Annotated in this window: 16 protein-coding genes; 4 read left to right on the top strand and 12 right to left on the bottom strand. The window is 64.9% G+C overall.

Features of this window, described 5'->3' with window-relative positions; genetic code table 11:
- Positions 1-31: 31 nt before the first annotated feature.
- Positions 32-460, bottom strand: a complete 429-nt coding sequence (locus QLQ85_RS10865; RefSeq protein ID WP_282739002.1) for a host attachment protein — start codon at positions 458-460, stop codon at positions 32-34.
- Between the two features lie 224 nt (positions 461-684).
- Here QLQ85_RS10865 and QLQ85_RS10860 point away from each other — a divergent pair, with 224 nt between their 5' ends.
- The gene (locus QLQ85_RS10860) at positions 685-1,185 is read left to right on the top strand and encodes a hypothetical protein (protein ID WP_282739001.1); all 501 of its coding nucleotides are present in this window, start codon (positions 685-687) and stop codon (positions 1,183-1,185) included.
- Positions 1,186-1,253: 68 nt separating this feature from the next.
- On the opposite strand, the gene QLQ85_RS10855 is transcribed toward QLQ85_RS10860, so the two are convergent.
- On the bottom strand, positions 1,254-1,634 hold the full coding sequence (locus tag QLQ85_RS10855; RefSeq protein ID WP_282739000.1) for a VanZ family protein: 381 nt from the start codon (positions 1,632-1,634) through the stop codon (positions 1,254-1,256).
- On the bottom strand, positions 1,627-2,703 hold the full coding sequence (gene hemE / locus QLQ85_RS10850) for a uroporphyrinogen decarboxylase (protein WP_282738999.1): 1,077 nt from the start codon (positions 2,701-2,703) through the stop codon (positions 1,627-1,629). The genes QLQ85_RS10855 and hemE overlap by 8 nt, the downstream gene beginning before the upstream one ends.
- Before the next feature lie 156 nt (positions 2,704-2,859).
- On the opposite strand from hemE, the gene ribA reads away from it, so the two are divergent.
- A complete protein-coding gene (gene ribA / locus QLQ85_RS10845; protein ID WP_282738998.1) occupies positions 2,860-3,495 on the top strand; it encodes a GTP cyclohydrolase II in 636 nt (211 codons plus the stop codon).
- Between the two features lie 46 nt (positions 3,496-3,541).
- Positions 3,542-4,213 (top strand): PAQR family membrane homeostasis protein TrhA, encoded by a 672-nt coding sequence (gene trhA, locus QLQ85_RS10840; protein WP_282738997.1) that lies wholly within the window; start codon positions 3,542-3,544, stop codon positions 4,211-4,213.
- A gap of 12 nt (positions 4,214-4,225) precedes the next feature.
- Here trhA and QLQ85_RS10835 read toward each other — a convergent pair whose 3' ends face one another.
- The 5 genes from QLQ85_RS10835 to QLQ85_RS10815 all read right to left on the bottom strand — a co-directional run bounded on the left by QLQ85_RS10835 (position 4,226) and on the right by QLQ85_RS10815 (position 8,142).
- Positions 4,226-4,855 carry a glutathione S-transferase family protein gene (locus QLQ85_RS10835; protein WP_282738996.1) on the bottom strand — a complete coding sequence of 210 codons (630 nt, stop codon included), beginning with the start codon at positions 4,853-4,855 and terminating at the stop codon, positions 4,226-4,228.
- 93 nt (positions 4,856-4,948) lie between these two features.
- Entirely contained in the window at positions 4,949-5,791 is an 843-nt protein-coding gene (locus QLQ85_RS10830; protein WP_282738995.1) for a DUF6999 family protein, read from the bottom strand.
- The gene (locus tag QLQ85_RS10825; RefSeq protein WP_282738994.1) at positions 5,784-6,467 is read right to left on the bottom strand and encodes an iron-containing redox enzyme family protein; all 684 of its coding nucleotides are present in this window, start codon (positions 6,465-6,467) and stop codon (positions 5,784-5,786) included. Before QLQ85_RS10825 ends, QLQ85_RS10830 begins: the two co-directional genes overlap by 8 nt.
- 2 nt (positions 6,468-6,469) lie before the next feature.
- Positions 6,470-7,576 (bottom strand): beta-ketoacyl-ACP synthase III, encoded by a 1,107-nt coding sequence (locus QLQ85_RS10820; RefSeq protein WP_282738993.1) that lies wholly within the window; start codon positions 7,574-7,576, stop codon positions 6,470-6,472.
- Positions 7,573-8,142: a diguanylate cyclase gene (locus tag QLQ85_RS10815; RefSeq protein WP_282738992.1), complete on the bottom strand. Its 570-nt coding sequence runs from the start codon at positions 8,140-8,142 to the stop codon at positions 7,573-7,575. Before QLQ85_RS10815 ends, QLQ85_RS10820 begins: the two co-directional genes overlap by 4 nt.
- A 131-nt stretch (positions 8,143-8,273) precedes the next feature.
- Between QLQ85_RS10815 and QLQ85_RS10810 the strand changes: the two genes are divergently transcribed.
- Positions 8,274-9,653: an acyltransferase family protein gene (locus QLQ85_RS10810; RefSeq protein ID WP_282738991.1), complete on the top strand. Its 1,380-nt coding sequence runs from the start codon at positions 8,274-8,276 to the stop codon at positions 9,651-9,653.
- A gap of 110 nt (positions 9,654-9,763) precedes the next feature.
- On the opposite strand, the gene QLQ85_RS10805 is transcribed toward QLQ85_RS10810, so the two are convergent.
- From QLQ85_RS10805 to QLQ85_RS10790, 4 genes are all read right to left on the bottom strand, one after another.
- Positions 9,764-10,867, bottom strand: a complete 1,104-nt coding sequence (locus QLQ85_RS10805; RefSeq protein ID WP_282738990.1) for a hypothetical protein — start codon at positions 10,865-10,867, stop codon at positions 9,764-9,766.
- A gap of 36 nt (positions 10,868-10,903) precedes the next feature.
- Positions 10,904-14,383 carry a toxin VasX gene (locus QLQ85_RS10800; RefSeq protein WP_282738989.1) on the bottom strand — a complete coding sequence of 1,160 codons (3,480 nt, stop codon included), beginning with the start codon at positions 14,381-14,383 and terminating at the stop codon, positions 10,904-10,906.
- A gap of 12 nt (positions 14,384-14,395) precedes the next feature.
- On the bottom strand, positions 14,396-15,307 hold the full coding sequence (locus tag QLQ85_RS10795) for a DUF4123 domain-containing protein (protein WP_282738988.1): 912 nt from the start codon (positions 15,305-15,307) through the stop codon (positions 14,396-14,398).
- Between the two features lie 5 nt (positions 15,308-15,312).
- On the bottom strand, positions 15,313-15,862 hold a 550-nt coding region (locus QLQ85_RS10790), incomplete at its 5' end, for a bacteriophage T4 gp5 trimerisation domain-containing protein (protein ID WP_407650380.1).

The following is a 15,862-nucleotide window of genomic DNA, read 5'->3' as shown; positions in this document are numbered from 1 at the left end:
CCGTCATACCGCCGTGGTCGGCGAGATGGTCTCAACGCAGGTCGCTGACGGCCTCCTGGATATCGCCGAGGCTGGCCTTGGAGAGGTCCTTGGAGAGGGTGTGAATGACCAGCTTGGTGGTCGGGCCATCGAGCTTGTCACGCAACAACCCCAGGAAACGCGGCGGGGCCACCATGATCAACTTCTCCATGGTATTGTCGACCCTGGCCCGGTAGAGGCGCTCGGCCACCTCCTTGGCGAAGACGATCTCCTCATGCTGCGAGGCGGAGTTCTCCACACCGGAGGAGCGCGACATCGTCGACATCGACTCGTGGACATCGGCCCCACGATCGGTGACCAGATCGCCCTCGTGCAACCGCCCCGCAGCGTGTAACAGGCTGTCATGCTCTACCAGCTTGAGCGCATCGCGGGTGAAGATCCGCGCCCGCGCTGCATCGGCCACCACGATATAGGTTGTCATAGCAACTCCTTGATGCTGGTTGAATGGGCGAAGCCAAACCCGATGGACACCATGCTTGTGCCTCTCATTCAACATTGGCAAGGCCACCCCGGCTGGTCAACCCGGCAGCGGTCGTTGCAAGAGGTGACTGCAGCGTTCCGGGAACTGGGGTAGCATTTCGCCTAGTCGGTATGGATACCGGCCCGACTCATCATCACGATGTGCATCCTCCGGGAGGACCCCCGATGCGACAGTTGCTGTTTCCCCGCCGCCCCCTGGCCCGCTCCACCCTGCTGAGTTGTCACCTGCTGCTGCAGCTCGGCCTGCTCGCCGGCGCCGCCCTGTGGTTGGCACCCCGCACCCCCTGGCTCGCCCCGGTCGACTGGACCGGTGCCTGGCCAACGCTGGCGCTGGGCATCGGTACCTGGCTGCTGGCCGCCATCGGCCTGCGCCTGCTCGCCGAGCTGTGGCTGCTGCCACACCACCTCGCGAGCCAGCGCCCCGGCTTCGCCCCGGGTGCCGTGGTCACCCGCTCCTTCGAGCGCCGTCCGGCGGTTCACGCCGAGGAGGCCGCCTGGACCAGCGAGGCACGTCCGCTCGAGAGCGGGGACGGTGTCCTCGGCAACGCCAGGGTGACGCGCCCCGCCGAGCGCCTGCGCCCCCGCGGCGCCAGCAACGAGCCGACCCTCGACCTGGCCGGTGGCGGCGTCGCCGAAGCTCCCTCGTCCAGGGAGCCTCGACTCTAGCGGCCTGCCGATGTGCCCCATGCCGGAACCTTGGCGGTGGAGCCGTGGGTGACGATGACAGCGGGGAGTCAGGGATTCCGCAAGCGGCGCAAGGCGTGCAGCACCAGGGCGGCAGAAGCCGCGCCCAGGCCGTTGGCGAGGAGGTCGTGCCAGTCGCCGCCGCTGCGCCCGGGCACCGGGATCTGGGCGTACTCGATGGCGATGCCGTAGAGCACGGCGACGGCGAAGGCGATCGGCAGGCGCATCCCGGCCAGGCCAGCGAGCCCCACCAGGCCGGCGTAACCGACGAAGTGGTTGGCCTTGTCCCAGGGCAGGCGGTCGGGCATCTCGCTGCCCGGGGTCAGGCTGCCCAGCGCGATGGCGACCGCCCCCAGAACGGCCAGCGCCGCCCACAGGCGGCGCCACTTTCTATCCTCACACCAGGCCAGCCCCCGCAGCCACTCAGCCATGCTGGATGTTGCGATGGTAGGCCGGGCTCAGCTCGTGCAGGGCCTCCATGAAGGCCGTGACACGGTCCGGGTCGGTGAACTGGCTGATGCCGTGGCCCAGGTTGAAGACATGCCCCGGCCCCGCCCCGAAGCTGTCGAGGGTACGCGCCACCTCGGCACGGATGGCCGTGGGGCGGGCGAACAGCACGTTGGGGTCCAGGTTGCCCTGCAGGGCGACGCGATGCCCGACCCGGGCCCGCGCCTCGGAGAGCTCCGTGGTCCAGTCCAGCCCCAGGGCATCGGCCCCGGCCGTGGCCATGTCCTCGAGCCACTGGCCGCCGTTCTTGGTGAACAGGATCACCGGCACGCGCCTGCCCTCGTGCTCGCGGATCAGGCCGGCGACGATCTGCTCCATGTAGCGCAGCGAGAACTCCAGGTAGGCCGGCGTAGAGAGCGCCCCACCCCAAGTGTCGAAGATCTGCACGGCCTGGGCGCCGGCACGGATCTGGGCATTCAGGTAGTCGGTGACCGCGGCGGCCAGCGTATCGAGCAGCCGGTGCATGGTGTCCGGCGTGTCGTAGAGCATCGCCTTGACGTGGCGGAAGTCCTTGCTGGAGCTGCCCTCGACCATGTAGGTGGCCAGCGTCCAGGGGCTGCCGGAGAAGCCGATCAGCGGCACGCGGCCGTTCAGCTCGCGGCGGATGGTGGACACCGCCCGCATCACGTAGTCCAGGTCACGCTCGGCATCGGGCACGGCCAGTGCCTCGACGTCCGCCGTGGTGCGCACGGGCTTGCGGAATTTCGGCCCCTCGCCGGTTTCGAAGTAGAGCCCCAGCCCCATCGCATCGGGGATGGTCAGGATGTCCGAGAACAGGATCGCCGCATCCAGCGGATAGCGCTCCAGCGGCTGCAGGGTGACCTCGCAGGCGAGCTCGTGGTTGCGGCAGAGGGCCATGAAGTCGCCGGCCGCGGCGCGAGTGGCGCGGTACTCCGGCAGGTAACGGCCGGCCTGTCGCATCATCCACACCGGGGTGCGGTCCACCGGCTGACGCGCCAGGGCGCGCAGAATGCGATCGTTGTTGAGTTCCATGCGGGCGGTCATCCACGGAAAATGTGGGCGTCATTGTACCCGAACATCGGCCCCCGGACATCGCGACCGGGGCGACAACCGTGAGCCCGTCGCGCCTTCCTGCTAGAATGGCGCTCCACCTGCCGGCACTGCCGTGGTCTGACACCGAGGTTACCCGTGACGATCCGATTCATCGCCGCCTCCCGACTGCCCACCCCCTGGGCCACCTTTACCATGCATGGCTTCGAAGACGAGGCTACCGGCAAGGATCATATCGCCCTGACGCTGGGTGACGTGGCCGACGGCGCGCCGGTACTGGGACGGGTCCACTCCGAGTGCCTGACGGGGGACGCGCTGTTCTCGATGCGCTGCGACTGCGGCTACCAGTTGCAGGAGGCGCTCAAGCGCATCGCCGAAGAGGGACGTGGCGTGCTGCTCTACCTGCGCCAGGAGGGCCGCGGCATCGGCCTGCTCAACAAGATCCGCGCCTACCACCTGCAGGACCAGGGCGCCGACACCGTCGAGGCCAACGAGCAGCTGGGCTTCGGCGCCGACCTGCGCCGCTACGACCTCTGCGTACCGATGCTCGAGCACCTCGGCATCGCGTCGCTCAAGCTGATGACCAACAACCCGCGCAAGGTCGACGCCCTGACCAAGGCCGGTGTCACCGTGGCGGAACGAGTACCGTTGACCACGGGTCTCAATCCCCATAACGAGCACTATCTTTCCACCAAGGCCGGTAAGCTCGGCCACATGATGGTGCTGGGCGACTTCACCCAGGCCAGCGACGTGGATATCGAGCGCAAGCCCTGAGCCGATGGCCGGTGTCGGGGTCACTCCGGATCATGGAGGAACCCCCATGACTCACGCCGCGCCGGAAAGCGAGCATCACTACAGCGCCATCGAGGAGTTGCTGCACAGCATCAGCCACGGTGTCGGCGCGGTTCTCAGCCTGGCCGGGGTCACGGTGCTGCTCGTGATGGCCAGCCTGGCCGCCCAGATCGACCCCTGGAAGATCGTCGGCATCAGCCTCTATGGCCTCACCCTGGTACTGCTCTATAGCGTCTCGACCCTCTACCACGGCGTCCGCCACCCTCGCCTGAAGCGGCTGTTCCAGGTACTGGACCACTGCGCCATCTACCTGTTGATCGCCGGCACCTACACCCCCTTCCTGCTGGTCAACATGCGCGGCGCCACCGGCTGGACCCTGTTCGCCATCGTCTGGTCCCTGGCGCTGGGCGGCATCGCCTGCAAGCTGGCCTGGCCCCACCGGTTCTCCGTGCTGCGCGTGGCCATCTACCTGCTGATGGGCTGGCTGATCGTCTTCGCCGGCGACGAGCTGGCGGCCAGCCTCCCGTCGACCGGCATCGCCCTGCTGGTCGCCGGCGGCATCACCTATACCTTCGGCGTGGTCTTCTATGCGATCCAGGCGATCCCCTTCAACCACGCCATCTGGCACCTGTTCGTCCTCGGCGGCAGCACCTGCCACTACTTCGCGGTCTATGCCGCCGTGCTGCCCTTCGGGGCCTGAGGTTCCGGTCGCTCAGGTTGGCTCGGCGGCCTGCTGCTCGCGCTCGACGGCCCTGCCCAAGGCGGGCCGCGACACACATCGCTGGCGATAGGCCTCCAGCGACTCCGGCAGGCGGTGCTTGAACTTCACGCCCCAGCTCAGGGTATGGCCCATCAGCAGGTCCGCCACGGTGAAGCGCTCCCCCACCAGCCAGCCCTCGCCGTCGAAGCGCCGCTCAAGCGCCGCCAGGGCCCGCTGGAACTCCCAGGCCGCGGAGGGCAGCACCGCTGGCACCCGCCGCTCGCTCGGCAGGGCGAACGTGTGCTTGCCCTGGGTCCAGAGCGGTTGTTCGAGTTCGCCGATCACGAAGCTCATCCACTGATCGACCCGGGCCCGATCCTCGACCGACGCCGGCAGCAAGCCGCCCGGCTCGCCATAACGTTCGGCCAGGTAACGACAGATGGCCGAGGACTCGAACAGCGTCAGCTCGCCATCTTGAAGCACCGGCACCTTGCCGTCGGGATGGCGCGCCAGGTGGGCCTCGCCCCGCCCCTCGCCGGCCCTCATGTCGACATGATGGTAGTCATACTCGAGCCCCAGCTCCTCGAGGGTCCAGGCCACCCGCAGCGAGCGGGACGAGGGAAAGCCGTATAGCGTGATCATCCGGGTCACTCCTTCGACGTGACAAACGAGGCAACAAGCCGCCTCCGATACGCTAACAGCGTACCGGACGCACGGGAACCGTTCGCCGGCCGGCTAGCCTCGACACCGCAACCGCTCCAGCCGCGCGTAGAGGTACTCAGTGAAGAAACCGTGCATCAGGAAGCGCTGGCTCAGGTTCCACGGGCCGACCAGGTAGTGGGGATACTTGTTGTAGGCCATCTCGGCCAGGCTTGGGTCGCCGATCAACTGACCGATGCGGATCGCGATCGACTGGTCGAGGTTGAAGCCGTTGATGGCGTCACGGTACTCCTCGCGGGTCAGCAGCAGGCAGAACAGGCACATGAACAGCGCGTGGGCGCTCTCGAAGTCCAGCACCTGGGTGCGCTTGCGCGGCGCCTCGCCAGCCGCTCCCTCCAGCGGGCGCCAGTGCCGCCAGCTGATGGCGTGCGTCGACAGCGGCGCCGCGGGAGGCCGCCAGGGGCCCAGTTCCTCGATGACCCGGAACAGCTCCTGGTCGTGCTTGACGAAGCTGGCGTCGAGCATGTCGTCGATACGGCTGGGGTAGAGCGTCAGGGGCTCGACCCCGAGTTCCTCGCTGTTGTCGATGAGGAAGTTGAGGACATTGGATTCGGTGGCGAAGTGACGAAGGATCAGCCGGTTGGCGTGCGGGCTGACGAAGTGGGAGCAGAACCAGCAGATCAGCCGCTGCAGCAGCCCATGGGCGCGGAACTGGGGCAGCGGCAGGCGCTTCACGAACCAGATCAGGTGCAGCAGCATCGCCAGCAGGAACTGCAGCAGCGGGCGCAGCGACCAGCGCGTCGGGGTCTCGATATCGTTCAGCCACAGCCGCACCGCCTCGGGCTCGATGGGGAGGGAGTCGTCGACTGCCAGGGCCCGCAGGAAGGGGCTGCGGGGCCTGTTCCCGGTATCAGCCATGGTCGATCTCCTCCAGCTGCAGGGCATAGAGCCGCGCCACCACCCGTGCGGTGCGCAGGATCGACTGCAGGTCGCGCTGCGTGCGGCACACCCGGTCGATCAACGCGTAGAGCTTGTCCAGGTGGGCGTCGTCGTTCTCGCCGTGGTAGCGCATGAAGCGGGTGTAACGGCCATCGCCGTCGGTGGCCTCGTCGATCCGTCGGGCCCAGTCACCGGCCATCTTCTGGCCCAGCCCCTCGATGATCCACATGGCGCCGATCAGGTCGACGGGGTTGGGCTGGCTGGCGCGGTACATCATGAAGGCGTGCAGCGCCTCGCTGCCGGCATTGCGCTGCGCCTCCCGGATCTCGTCCGGCTCACCGCCCGCGGCGACGAAGTCGGCTTCCAGCATCTCGTAGTCGCGGTGCTCCTCCCGGGCGTGGCCGATGACCATCGAGCGCACATCGGCGAAGTCGCGGTCGAAACTCGAGGCCCCGCGGGTGATCCAGCGTGCCCCTTCGATCACCTGCTGGCGCAGATGCAGCAACAGGGTGCGGTAGTCCGCCCGGGTGAACCGGCCGCGCTCCAGACGCTGGATCACCGGCACCCGGCCCAGCTGGCGCTCGAAATCGAACCAGATGCGCATCAGGCCCTGAAGACACTCCTGACCCACCCGGGTGGTGACCTTGCTTTCCATGGCTACTCCTCCACGACCGTCAGTTGCATGTAGACGTTATTGAACCGGCCGCTCTCCGGCACCATGCACAGGAGGATGTCCCCGGACCGGTAGTGCTGGGTGCGGCGGAACTCGTCGAGCATGATGAACAGCGAGGCGCAGCCGGTATTTCCCCGGGTATAGAGGTTGGTGTACCACTTCGCCTCGGGAATGGCCGCCCCGGCCTGGGTCAACATGTCGAAGATCCTGCCGCGGAAATAGTGCGACGAATAATGGCAGAGCACGTGGTCGACCCGGTCCACCTCGACCCGCCCCTCGTCGATCAGCCGCAGCAGCCCGTCGACGCCGAGCTTGACGATGTTGTCGAGCAGGCGGACATCCTGGCGGATCAGCAGGGCCCCGGCGGCCTCCGCCTCGGCGTAGGTGGGGAAGTCCTGCCAGCTCCTGGCCTCGCCGGCGGAGGCCGCCTGGCCGACGCTCATGCACACCGGATAGGCGTCGGCGTGGGAGAACCCACGAATCCAGTCGATGCGAAAGCAGCGCTCGCGCGGGCCGCTCTCCAGCAGCAGGGCACCCGCGCCGTCCGAGAGCATCCAGCGCAGGAACTCGGCATTGAAATCGACCTCCTCCGCGACCGCCTCGTAGCGGCTGGCCTTGAACAGGCGCGACGCCAGCTCGCTGGCGATCACCAGGGCGTTGGCATGCTCGCCGGCCTTGAGGCCGGTGTAGGCGGCCTTCAGCGCCATCATGCTGCTCGAGCAGATGCCGTGGCTGCTGTGCAGCTCCACGCCGGACACGCCCAGCTCCGCCTGCACCATGCTGCCGAAACCGGGCAGCACCAGGTCGCCCTGGCTGGTGGCCACGCTCAGCATGTCGAGCCGCGACTTGCCCAGGTACCCCTGGTCGAGACACGCCTGACCGGCCCGCGCCGCCATTTCGCTATTGCTGATGGTGGTGTTGTGGTCGGCATCGATGGCGTAGTGGCGCTGCTGGATGCCGTTGGACTGCAGGATCCGACGCTTGAGGCGGCTCGGCTTGCCGTTGACCAGGCCGAGCACCGCCTCGATCCGTTCGTTGTCCACGGGGTCGCCCGGCAGATAGTGCCCGGTGCTGGTGATATAGACGCTCACGAGGGTTGGCTCCCGTGCTTCAGGGCGTGGCGCAGACAGCGCAGGTTCTCTTCCAGGTAGGGAAAGACGCACAGCAGTGCCATGAACGTCAGGTAGTAGGGCAGGTAGCGCTCCCCGCCATGGGGCACGTCCAGGGGCACCAGCTGCAGCTGGCCCTGCCAGGCGAAGGTCACCAGGTCCACCACCACCGGCCAGTTGATGACCATGATCATCGCCAGCATGTAGAGCGGCAGGCTGGCCAGGTAGCTGTGGGCATGCATTTCCCAGATGCTGATACGCCGGCGCGGCGCCGCATAGTGAACGTCCCAGTGGGCCACCGCCTCATGCAGCACCCAGGCCAGCAGGCAGATCAGCAGGACCAGGACATTGATGCGGAAGAGCAGGCAGACAATGATGGGGATACCGACCTGAAGGCCCATCAACGAATGCATCAGCGACTCCTTCAGGCCCGACGTCTCCTCGATGCGGGTGGCCCGGTGACAGCACCAGTCGGCAAAGCCGGCGAGCCCCCACAGGGGCAGGAAGACGTACAGCAGCACATGGATCAGCAGTACCTGGGTATCCATGGGAAGTTCCTCGGGTTCGGCACGATGGAGGGTGGTCTTGCATGGCGTCGGGGTTTCATGGAAGATGTTAGGAAACGGTGTTCGAAAACTATCTTAGCCAAGCACCGGGCTTTTGCAAGGGCCGATCGAAGATGAACAGTGCACCCCGGAACGCCAGCCGCCAGACACGCCAGGACAGGGCCGGCTGCGACACGCACGCCAGGGACCGTTATCCCGACGCGCTGCGCGCCGGCGCGTTGCTGGTGGTGGTGTTCGGCCACTGGATCGCCACTTTGCCACGGCTCGAAAACGGCCTGATGACCACGACCGACCACCTGCTGCTGGTGTGGACGGGCGCCGGCGTGCTCACCTGGGTACTGCAGGTCGTCCCGCTGTTCGTGTTCGTCTCGGCCGCGGTGAGCGCAGACGGCGCCCAACGCCGGCTGGAGCAGGGCCATCGCCAACTGCACTGGTGGGCGGGCCGGGCGCTGGGGCTCGCTCGCCCCACCGTCACCTACCTGGCGGTGCTGGTGGCCTTCGTCATCCTCGCCGCCTATACCGGGGGCCGGCTGCTCGGCCCCCTCAACCACTCGCTGACCGTTCATCTGTGGTTCCTGATGATGCTGCTGGGGGTGCAGGCGCTGCTGCCGCTCAGCGTCTGGGCCGATCGCCGCTGGGGGCTCAAGGCCGTGGCGGGCCTGCTGCTGATCGCCGCCACGGTCGACGTCCTGCGCGCCGGCCTCGCGGCCCCCGCCGACCTGCTGGAGCTGGGCACACGGGTCACCGGCAACGGCGGCGGCATCGGCTGGCTCAACGCCGCCGTCGTCTGGCTGCTGCCTCAGCAGCTCGGCATCGCCTGGAAGCGCGGCCGCTTCTCCGGCCTGGGCACCGGCCTCGCCCTGCTGCTGCTGGGGCTGCTGTGGCTGGCCGCCGCGGTGGCCTCCGGCTACCCCGTCGCCATGGTCGATGGCGCGTTCGGCGCCCCCAGCAACCTGCTGCCGCCGACCCTGGCCCTGGTCGGCGTGATGTGGGTCCAGGTGGGTGCGGTGCTCGCCTGCGAAGGCCCGGTACGACGCCTGCTGGAGCGCCGCCGGGTCGACAGGGTGGTGACGATCCTCGGCGCCCTGGGCATGCCGCTCTACCTCTGGCACAAGCTCGCCGAGTTGCCAGCGGCTTGGCTGGGCGAGCGCCTCGGCCTGCCCATCGACGCCGGCATACCCGGGGAAGTGGGCTTCTGGCTCGGCCGCCTGTGGTGGATCCTGCTGTGCATCGTGGCCGTCGCCCCGGTGATGGTCGCGGTGGTGACCTTCGAGATGAGCCGCAAGCGCGACGTGGTCTCGGCCACCGGCACCCCGGCGATTCTGGCCGGCGGCGCGGCGCTACTGGGCGGCATCATCGTCAGCCTGGCGCTCGGCGCCCTGCCCGGCGCCATCGTCGGCCTGGCCGGCGTGGCCGCCGCCTCCTGGCTGCTGCGCGCCCATCCGCAACCGACGCGGGGGTCATGGCCCCCACCGAGCCGGCAGGAGCCCTGACAGGGGACCTCGGGCATGGTCGACTCCCCTCCAAGGGTTGGCTCCACTGAAACGGGCGACGCCAATGGGTGTGGATAACGTGACACTTGGGTTATCCACACCCGGGAGCGCTACGCCTCGACTCCCTGGCGACGATAGGCGTCGGCGAAGATCTCTTCGATGGAACGATGTGGGTTTTCCTCGCGCAGTCGGCGCACCTCGGCTGACAGGCGTACCAGCTCCTCGCTGGGCTTGGCCCACTGTTCCTTGGGCAGTGGTTTGGACCACTCCTCCACTTCCGCCGGACGCAGCTTGGGGCGCGTCTTCATCAGGCGCTTGGCTTCCCACTCGGTCAGGTAGCCGGGCAGGTTCCATAGCTCGATGACGTGATAGGCATACCAGAAGAAAGCGAAGACCGGCCCCACTTCACCCTTGGCCCGGCGCTCGCGCATTCGGCGACGCGCATTGCGCAGCGTATGCACCCCTTCCCAGGGCGGATCGTCCTTGCCGCGCGGCAGGTGGGGATCCTGGATTTCATGCAGGGAGTGGACTTCATACTCCATGTAGGCACGCAACGCTTCCCAGTTGCTGATCGCCAGGGGCAAGCCCGCCGCCAAATATTCGAGCTTCAACCACTTGCCCGTCTCCGGGTGGGCATAGCCGACGCCCATGCCATACTGCTGCTGCACGCCATACTGGGTCGCCCCACGGGCCTCCACTACCCAGGCCATCAAGGACTCCCAGGGCACGAAGACGGTTTCCTGCGTATCGGTCAGGGTAAAGCAGACTTCACGACGCTGACGATTAAAGCGGATGGGGATGCTGCGTTTCAAATCATTCATGCCGAGGCGGTAACCGAGATATGCGAGCAAAAAAACGGCCGCCCCTCCTAATATTCCTGTCCAAAAAAAACCTCCGTACACTTCTGCCGCCAAATTGGTTGGCAACAGCATAAAACTTATCGCCGGGAGCACCAATAAGCAGAATAAAACAATAACACATACTCCTCCCGTAATATGCTGCCAACCAAAGACATTTGGCCACCCCCCCCCGAAATCCAGCCAAGTATCATTAAGCTCGCTTACGGCCTTGCTCATATCCAGCGGCGGCTGGCCCGTCGATAAGGGCAGGGGCGCCAGATAGGTAATGCGCCCGCCGGGAATCGCCTGGGTATCGCCCGCACGATGAAGCTGAGATAGCTCTGGCTGCGGCAGGTCCGGCGCCTTGTTACGCATAGTCAAGTTCCTTTTCGTCTCTTATTATCCTGCTGATCAAAGATCGATAGCATACCAGCTCCCTGGATCGCCTCGACGGGGAAATACCGAGGGGGTATAACGCTTGTCGCTACCGGCCCCACCGCGTGGATCGATATAGATATAGGCATCACTTGGCTGATAGTCTCCTTCGTCATCGAGGTGCTCCAGTCGCACCCCGACCACCCAATGTTCGGTCTCATACCCATGGGGGGTGGGCCGGTGGGCAGGGGCTCGCCCCGATAGGGTGACATGCCCATCCTTGTCATTGGTACCGATCACTAGCGCTTCCGCCAGCTCTGATGTCGCTTCCAGCCAGTGTTCGGGTGCTCGCACTGTGCCTTCACGCTGCCATATCTGTATAGGTTGCACCTGCCATGCCTTGAGCGCGAGGCGTACAGGTGCCTGGCCTACCAATGGGGGCTGCAGTGCCTCGGGCGATAGCCCAGGCAGATGCAGCGCGACCCGGTAGTGATCGGGACTGCGTGTCCAGTTGGGTCGCCAGCTCTCTGTGTAGATCTCTTCCAAGGTGATATGGGCGGCTTGGCTAATACGCTGTAGCTCACTCAGATAATGCTCAAGAGATTCATTGCCCTCTTCCACTCCCCAGGGAGAGTCCAACAGCCACTGGTCATGTTGACTGATATTGTGACGATTATATAGCCAGGTGCCACCGAGCTGCAGCACCGAAAATGCCAGACCAATGGCATTGAAGCGCCAAAATACCGATGCTAGATGAGGCCCTGCTGTCGCCCATGTGATCATACCGCGCGCTACGGCAATACCAGCCCTAGCATTGGAAACCAGCCCATAGCCGTGCGCCCCCATCAATCCGGCATCACCTACCATTGCCAGTGCGGCTGCTCCCTGTGCCGTACCGTTTCCGCTGCGCACCGCATCCTGCCAGTTGTGTCTGTTACCGTACAAGCCAAACGCCGAAGCAAAAAAACCAAAACCATATCCTGCAAATCCAAGACCATAATGCATTCGCCCTAATTGAGTATATACACCGCTTGAGCGGCTGACATTGGCAGCATTCCCCAAGGCACGCGCCTGGGCTTGAAGCGCGGTATCACCAATGCTTTGCGCTGCCAAGAAGCCTGATGCAGCTGTTGCAGATGATGCTGCCAAAAACTTTCTCTTTAAATCACTTATTTCTTCTCTCGTCGCATCATCCCCCACATTGCTCAATGCCTTTGCAGCTGCCCACAGCCCCACCGCCTGGCCAATAAACACCAGCAACCCCACACCATCACCTAATAGTCCTGCCGGCGGGGCACGGTAGATTCCCTGACGGAGGTTGCTGGTCAGCCGTCCGACTGCCACGGCCTTGCCGGCATCATCGAACTCCAGCACCAGGCCGGCTCGGCCACTGTCGCCTTCCGACAAGGTAAGGTCGTCGGCACCCACGTCGCCAACCGGACTCAAACCCGCCGCCAGGCGATGCTCGTTGGCGTCCAGTTGTGCCTGTACCCCACGGCGCTCAGCACTCAACCGGTCTCGCTCTGCTCCGGCCGCCTGACGCTTTCTGTTGTTCAAGCTGGTGAGGCGCTGGCGTAGGGCTAGGGTCTCTTCCACCAGATCCATCAGCTCTTCTAGACTCTGCGTCGAGAAAACGAAGCGGGCGCCGTTCTCCTTGGCGGCATCGACTATGCGCGCCCAGACAGCGGGGGGATCAAGCTGGCGAAACAGGTCCTCGAGATCGGGCATGGTGAAACCGCTCTGCCCGGTGGCCTGTTGCAGTTGCTCCATGATCCTGGCTAGCCCGGCGCCTACCGCAGGTGTCAGGTTGGTTCTGGCACCATTCGCCAAGGATTGGATATTTTCAGGAAGTTTCGTCAGGTCGGGTAGCTTTCCATTTTCGGCCCCCTTCAGCCTATCTACCCAGCTGTCCAGATGATTCAGAATGCCGTATCCCGCGGCGATGAGAGATGTATAGTCCTTGATCAGCGCCGCTTGCTCCTGCATGCTGCGGGTATGGAAAAGAGGGCGATCGTACTCGGGATGCTCCGTCAACCACTGCTTTATTCTGTCGATGACCTCATCGTCTCGACAGATATCCCGCGTACAGGCGTATTCCGCCGAGAAGGCTTTCTCTACCTGCGCTTCGTTGTCGGCGTCAAAATACCAGGCTGCCAAGTGGAAGTAGCTGGAGCACAGCATATCGGCCCGGTCTTGGCTGATATGTGCCAGTAGGGCATGCCAGCGCGCTAGCTTGGGCCGCTGCTGTTCCAGAAATTGATCCATGTCGCCGCGGCGAATGAGGCCGTTGACCCCGCGCTGACCAAAGGAAGCCCCTTCCAAAATATCACGGACACGCCGGTTATTGGTTTGCTTGAGGTCGAGCAAGGTGTCCAGATGCTTCTCGATAAAGCCATTATCGGCTTCTGCCAAGGCATCGTTGGCATAGTAGCGGCGTATCTCCTGCTGTTGGATTTGCTGGATCTCATAGGCATTGGTTCGACTCGGTTTTGGGCTTACCTCGAGCAACCTCTCTCTAAGATCATCTGGCAAGTCAGGATCGTAGGACTGCGGAAGCGCTTCATCTTCATTCAGATAGTCCAGTACCGTTTGCCGAGTTTCCTCTCTATTCGTCTCCTCCAGTGCCTCCAAGTCTTGCCAAAGCTCCCGTTCCGGCGACCCTTCTTCACCGGGCGCCAGTGACTCCAATGTCTCGGCCGTCAACTGTGTGATGGACTCGATATAACAGCCGAGCAGATAGTTACGCTGCGTACGTTCTTCATCTTCCTCGGCCCATTCCTCGATCCACCCCACCACGTTGTCCTGGAACATGGCCAGGTCGCGCATGACACCGATATCATCGCGCACGACCAGGCAGAGGCATTCGTCGCGATCCTTGACCTTGTGCTGCTTGAGCAGTTTTCCAAGACGGGACTTGTGGTAGTAGTGATCGTTCTCCCAGTGGTAGGCCTCGCCTTCCTGCTCGTGGCCGCCTTCGGGTTGTTCCAGCTCGGCATCTTCGGCGAATTCGGCCACCCACTCTTCTGCCTGGACAGTGGTGATCAGGTGATCCCCGCCACCGGAAACGGGGTTGGCTCCCGAGAGATCGACGGCCTGCATGAAGGCGTCGCGATCCGCTTCGCTCTGCTGCACCTGGGCACGCTTGGCGTCGGTCCACTGCACTTCGGAGAAGCAGACGTAGAGGGTCCGATCCGTCTCGTACTCAAGCTTGCCGCCGGTGATCGTATCGCCTTGATCACGAAACTCGTATTCGGCGAGGTCGTTGGTTTCACCATCGAGCACATAGAGGAAGCCGTTACGCAGCAGGCGAATGCCAAGAGGCCGCGCACTCAAGGTGTAGGGAGTCGAGCACCCGGGCACCAGCTCCTCGACCAGGCCATAGCGTAGAGGCAGCAGTTGAACCTTGCCGTTGATCAACGGGCAGGTGGCGCCCTCGTCGCTGTCACGGCACGGCAGTTCATACGCCGCCAGTGCTCCATCACCGCGGTCATTATTGGGTCGCTCGAATGCGGACATATGACATGCTCCCTATGTCATGACGGGGGATTGATGAGTGTTGGCCGCTTTCAGGGCGGCCTCGAGACGCTCGAGGCTGCTGAGATGCTTCGCCGTGAGCCAGCGGTAGGCGGGGGTATCGGTGGCGCGATCGCTCCAGGTGGTGATGCCGAGACGGGCCATCAGGGTGCATAGCAGCGCCCATTCTCGCGGCGAGGTGAAGCCCATGTCACGGGCTTCACGCACGATCTCGAGGAGTTGGACATGACGCTGCGGCCGGCTCGTCTCCATCAGCCAGCCAGCGCAGTGCTGGTCGACAAAACCCATTAACTGCCGGGCATGCCGGCGCAGGTCGCAGGCCTGCAGCCGTTGAAGTTGAGCCTCGGATAGGCGATAGCCTGCCGAGGTAGGCGCCAGTGGGGGCGCTTCGTCCTCAGCCGGCGCCCAGCTCTGCCACGCCTCGGCCACGGCATCCGGTAGCACCAGGCGCTCGATGGGCCCCCACGGCACCAAGGCCGGCGTACTACCCTCCTGCAACAGAGCAGCGATGACCGCCGGGTCGGCAAGCCGAAGCAGCATGGGCACGTCGAGCGGATGGCGCACCAGGATCAGGCTGCGCAAATGGTCTGCGACCTCGGTGAGGCTGGCTCCGCTCTCGACCAGATAGCCCCACTCCGGCTCCAGGCCATCGGCGAGGAAAGCCTGGAGCACCGGATCATCCAATCCATTCAGCTGCACCAACCAGGGGGATACGTCTTTCACCTCGGCCCAAGGGGTGCCGGCGTAGAGCAGGTCTGCCTCCAGCCTGCCTTCGGACCATTCATAGAGCCGGCGTGGCAGTTCCTGCACTCGTACGCCATCGAGGAGCAGATAAACCTGCTTCTCGACGGGCCAGGCCCATCCACCCCCCGATAGTCCCGACGTCAACGGCCAGAGTTCCATCATGGTCTTCAACCGCTACTGCCCGATTCACACACTGGACACAAGGCCTGCTGCTGCAACAGTGCCGCGTGCTGTGGCGCCTGCACCGGAGTGAACTGGGGCGCCGCCTCCACCTCCCTCGGCAACACCGGCCCCTGGGCCGCCTGGCCGGAGCCGGAGCCGGGGCTGCCGCCGGAGTTGATCTTGACCTGGGCGCCGACGATGGTCACGCCGCTGGGGTCGAGCTTGATGAAGCTGCCGCCGGCCTGGAGGGTGATCTCGGCACCGGCCTCGATCACGACCTTCATGCCCGCCTGGTGGTGAATCTCCTGGCCAGCCTCGATGAGCTGGGCGCGGCCGGTCTTCTCGTGGCGGGTGGCGTCGACGATCAGGTGGTCGTCGCCGTCGACCTGGGTGTGGCGCTGCCCATGCACGGTCAGGTGGTCGTCGCTATGGATCTCGCTCACGCGATCGTGGTGCACGCTGAGGAAGCTGTCGTTGCCGATCTCCTCGGTGCGGTCGTTGTTGGTCAGCAGCTCCAGGTCCTTCTGGGCGTGCAGCCAGATCTGCTCGCGCTCG

The sequence above is a fragment of the Halomonas kalidii genome (assembly GCF_030010475.1).
Classification (GTDB): Bacteria; Pseudomonadota; Gammaproteobacteria; order Pseudomonadales; family Halomonadaceae; genus Halomonas; species Halomonas heilongjiangensis.
This window is presented reverse-complemented; position numbering and strand designations above follow the sequence as displayed.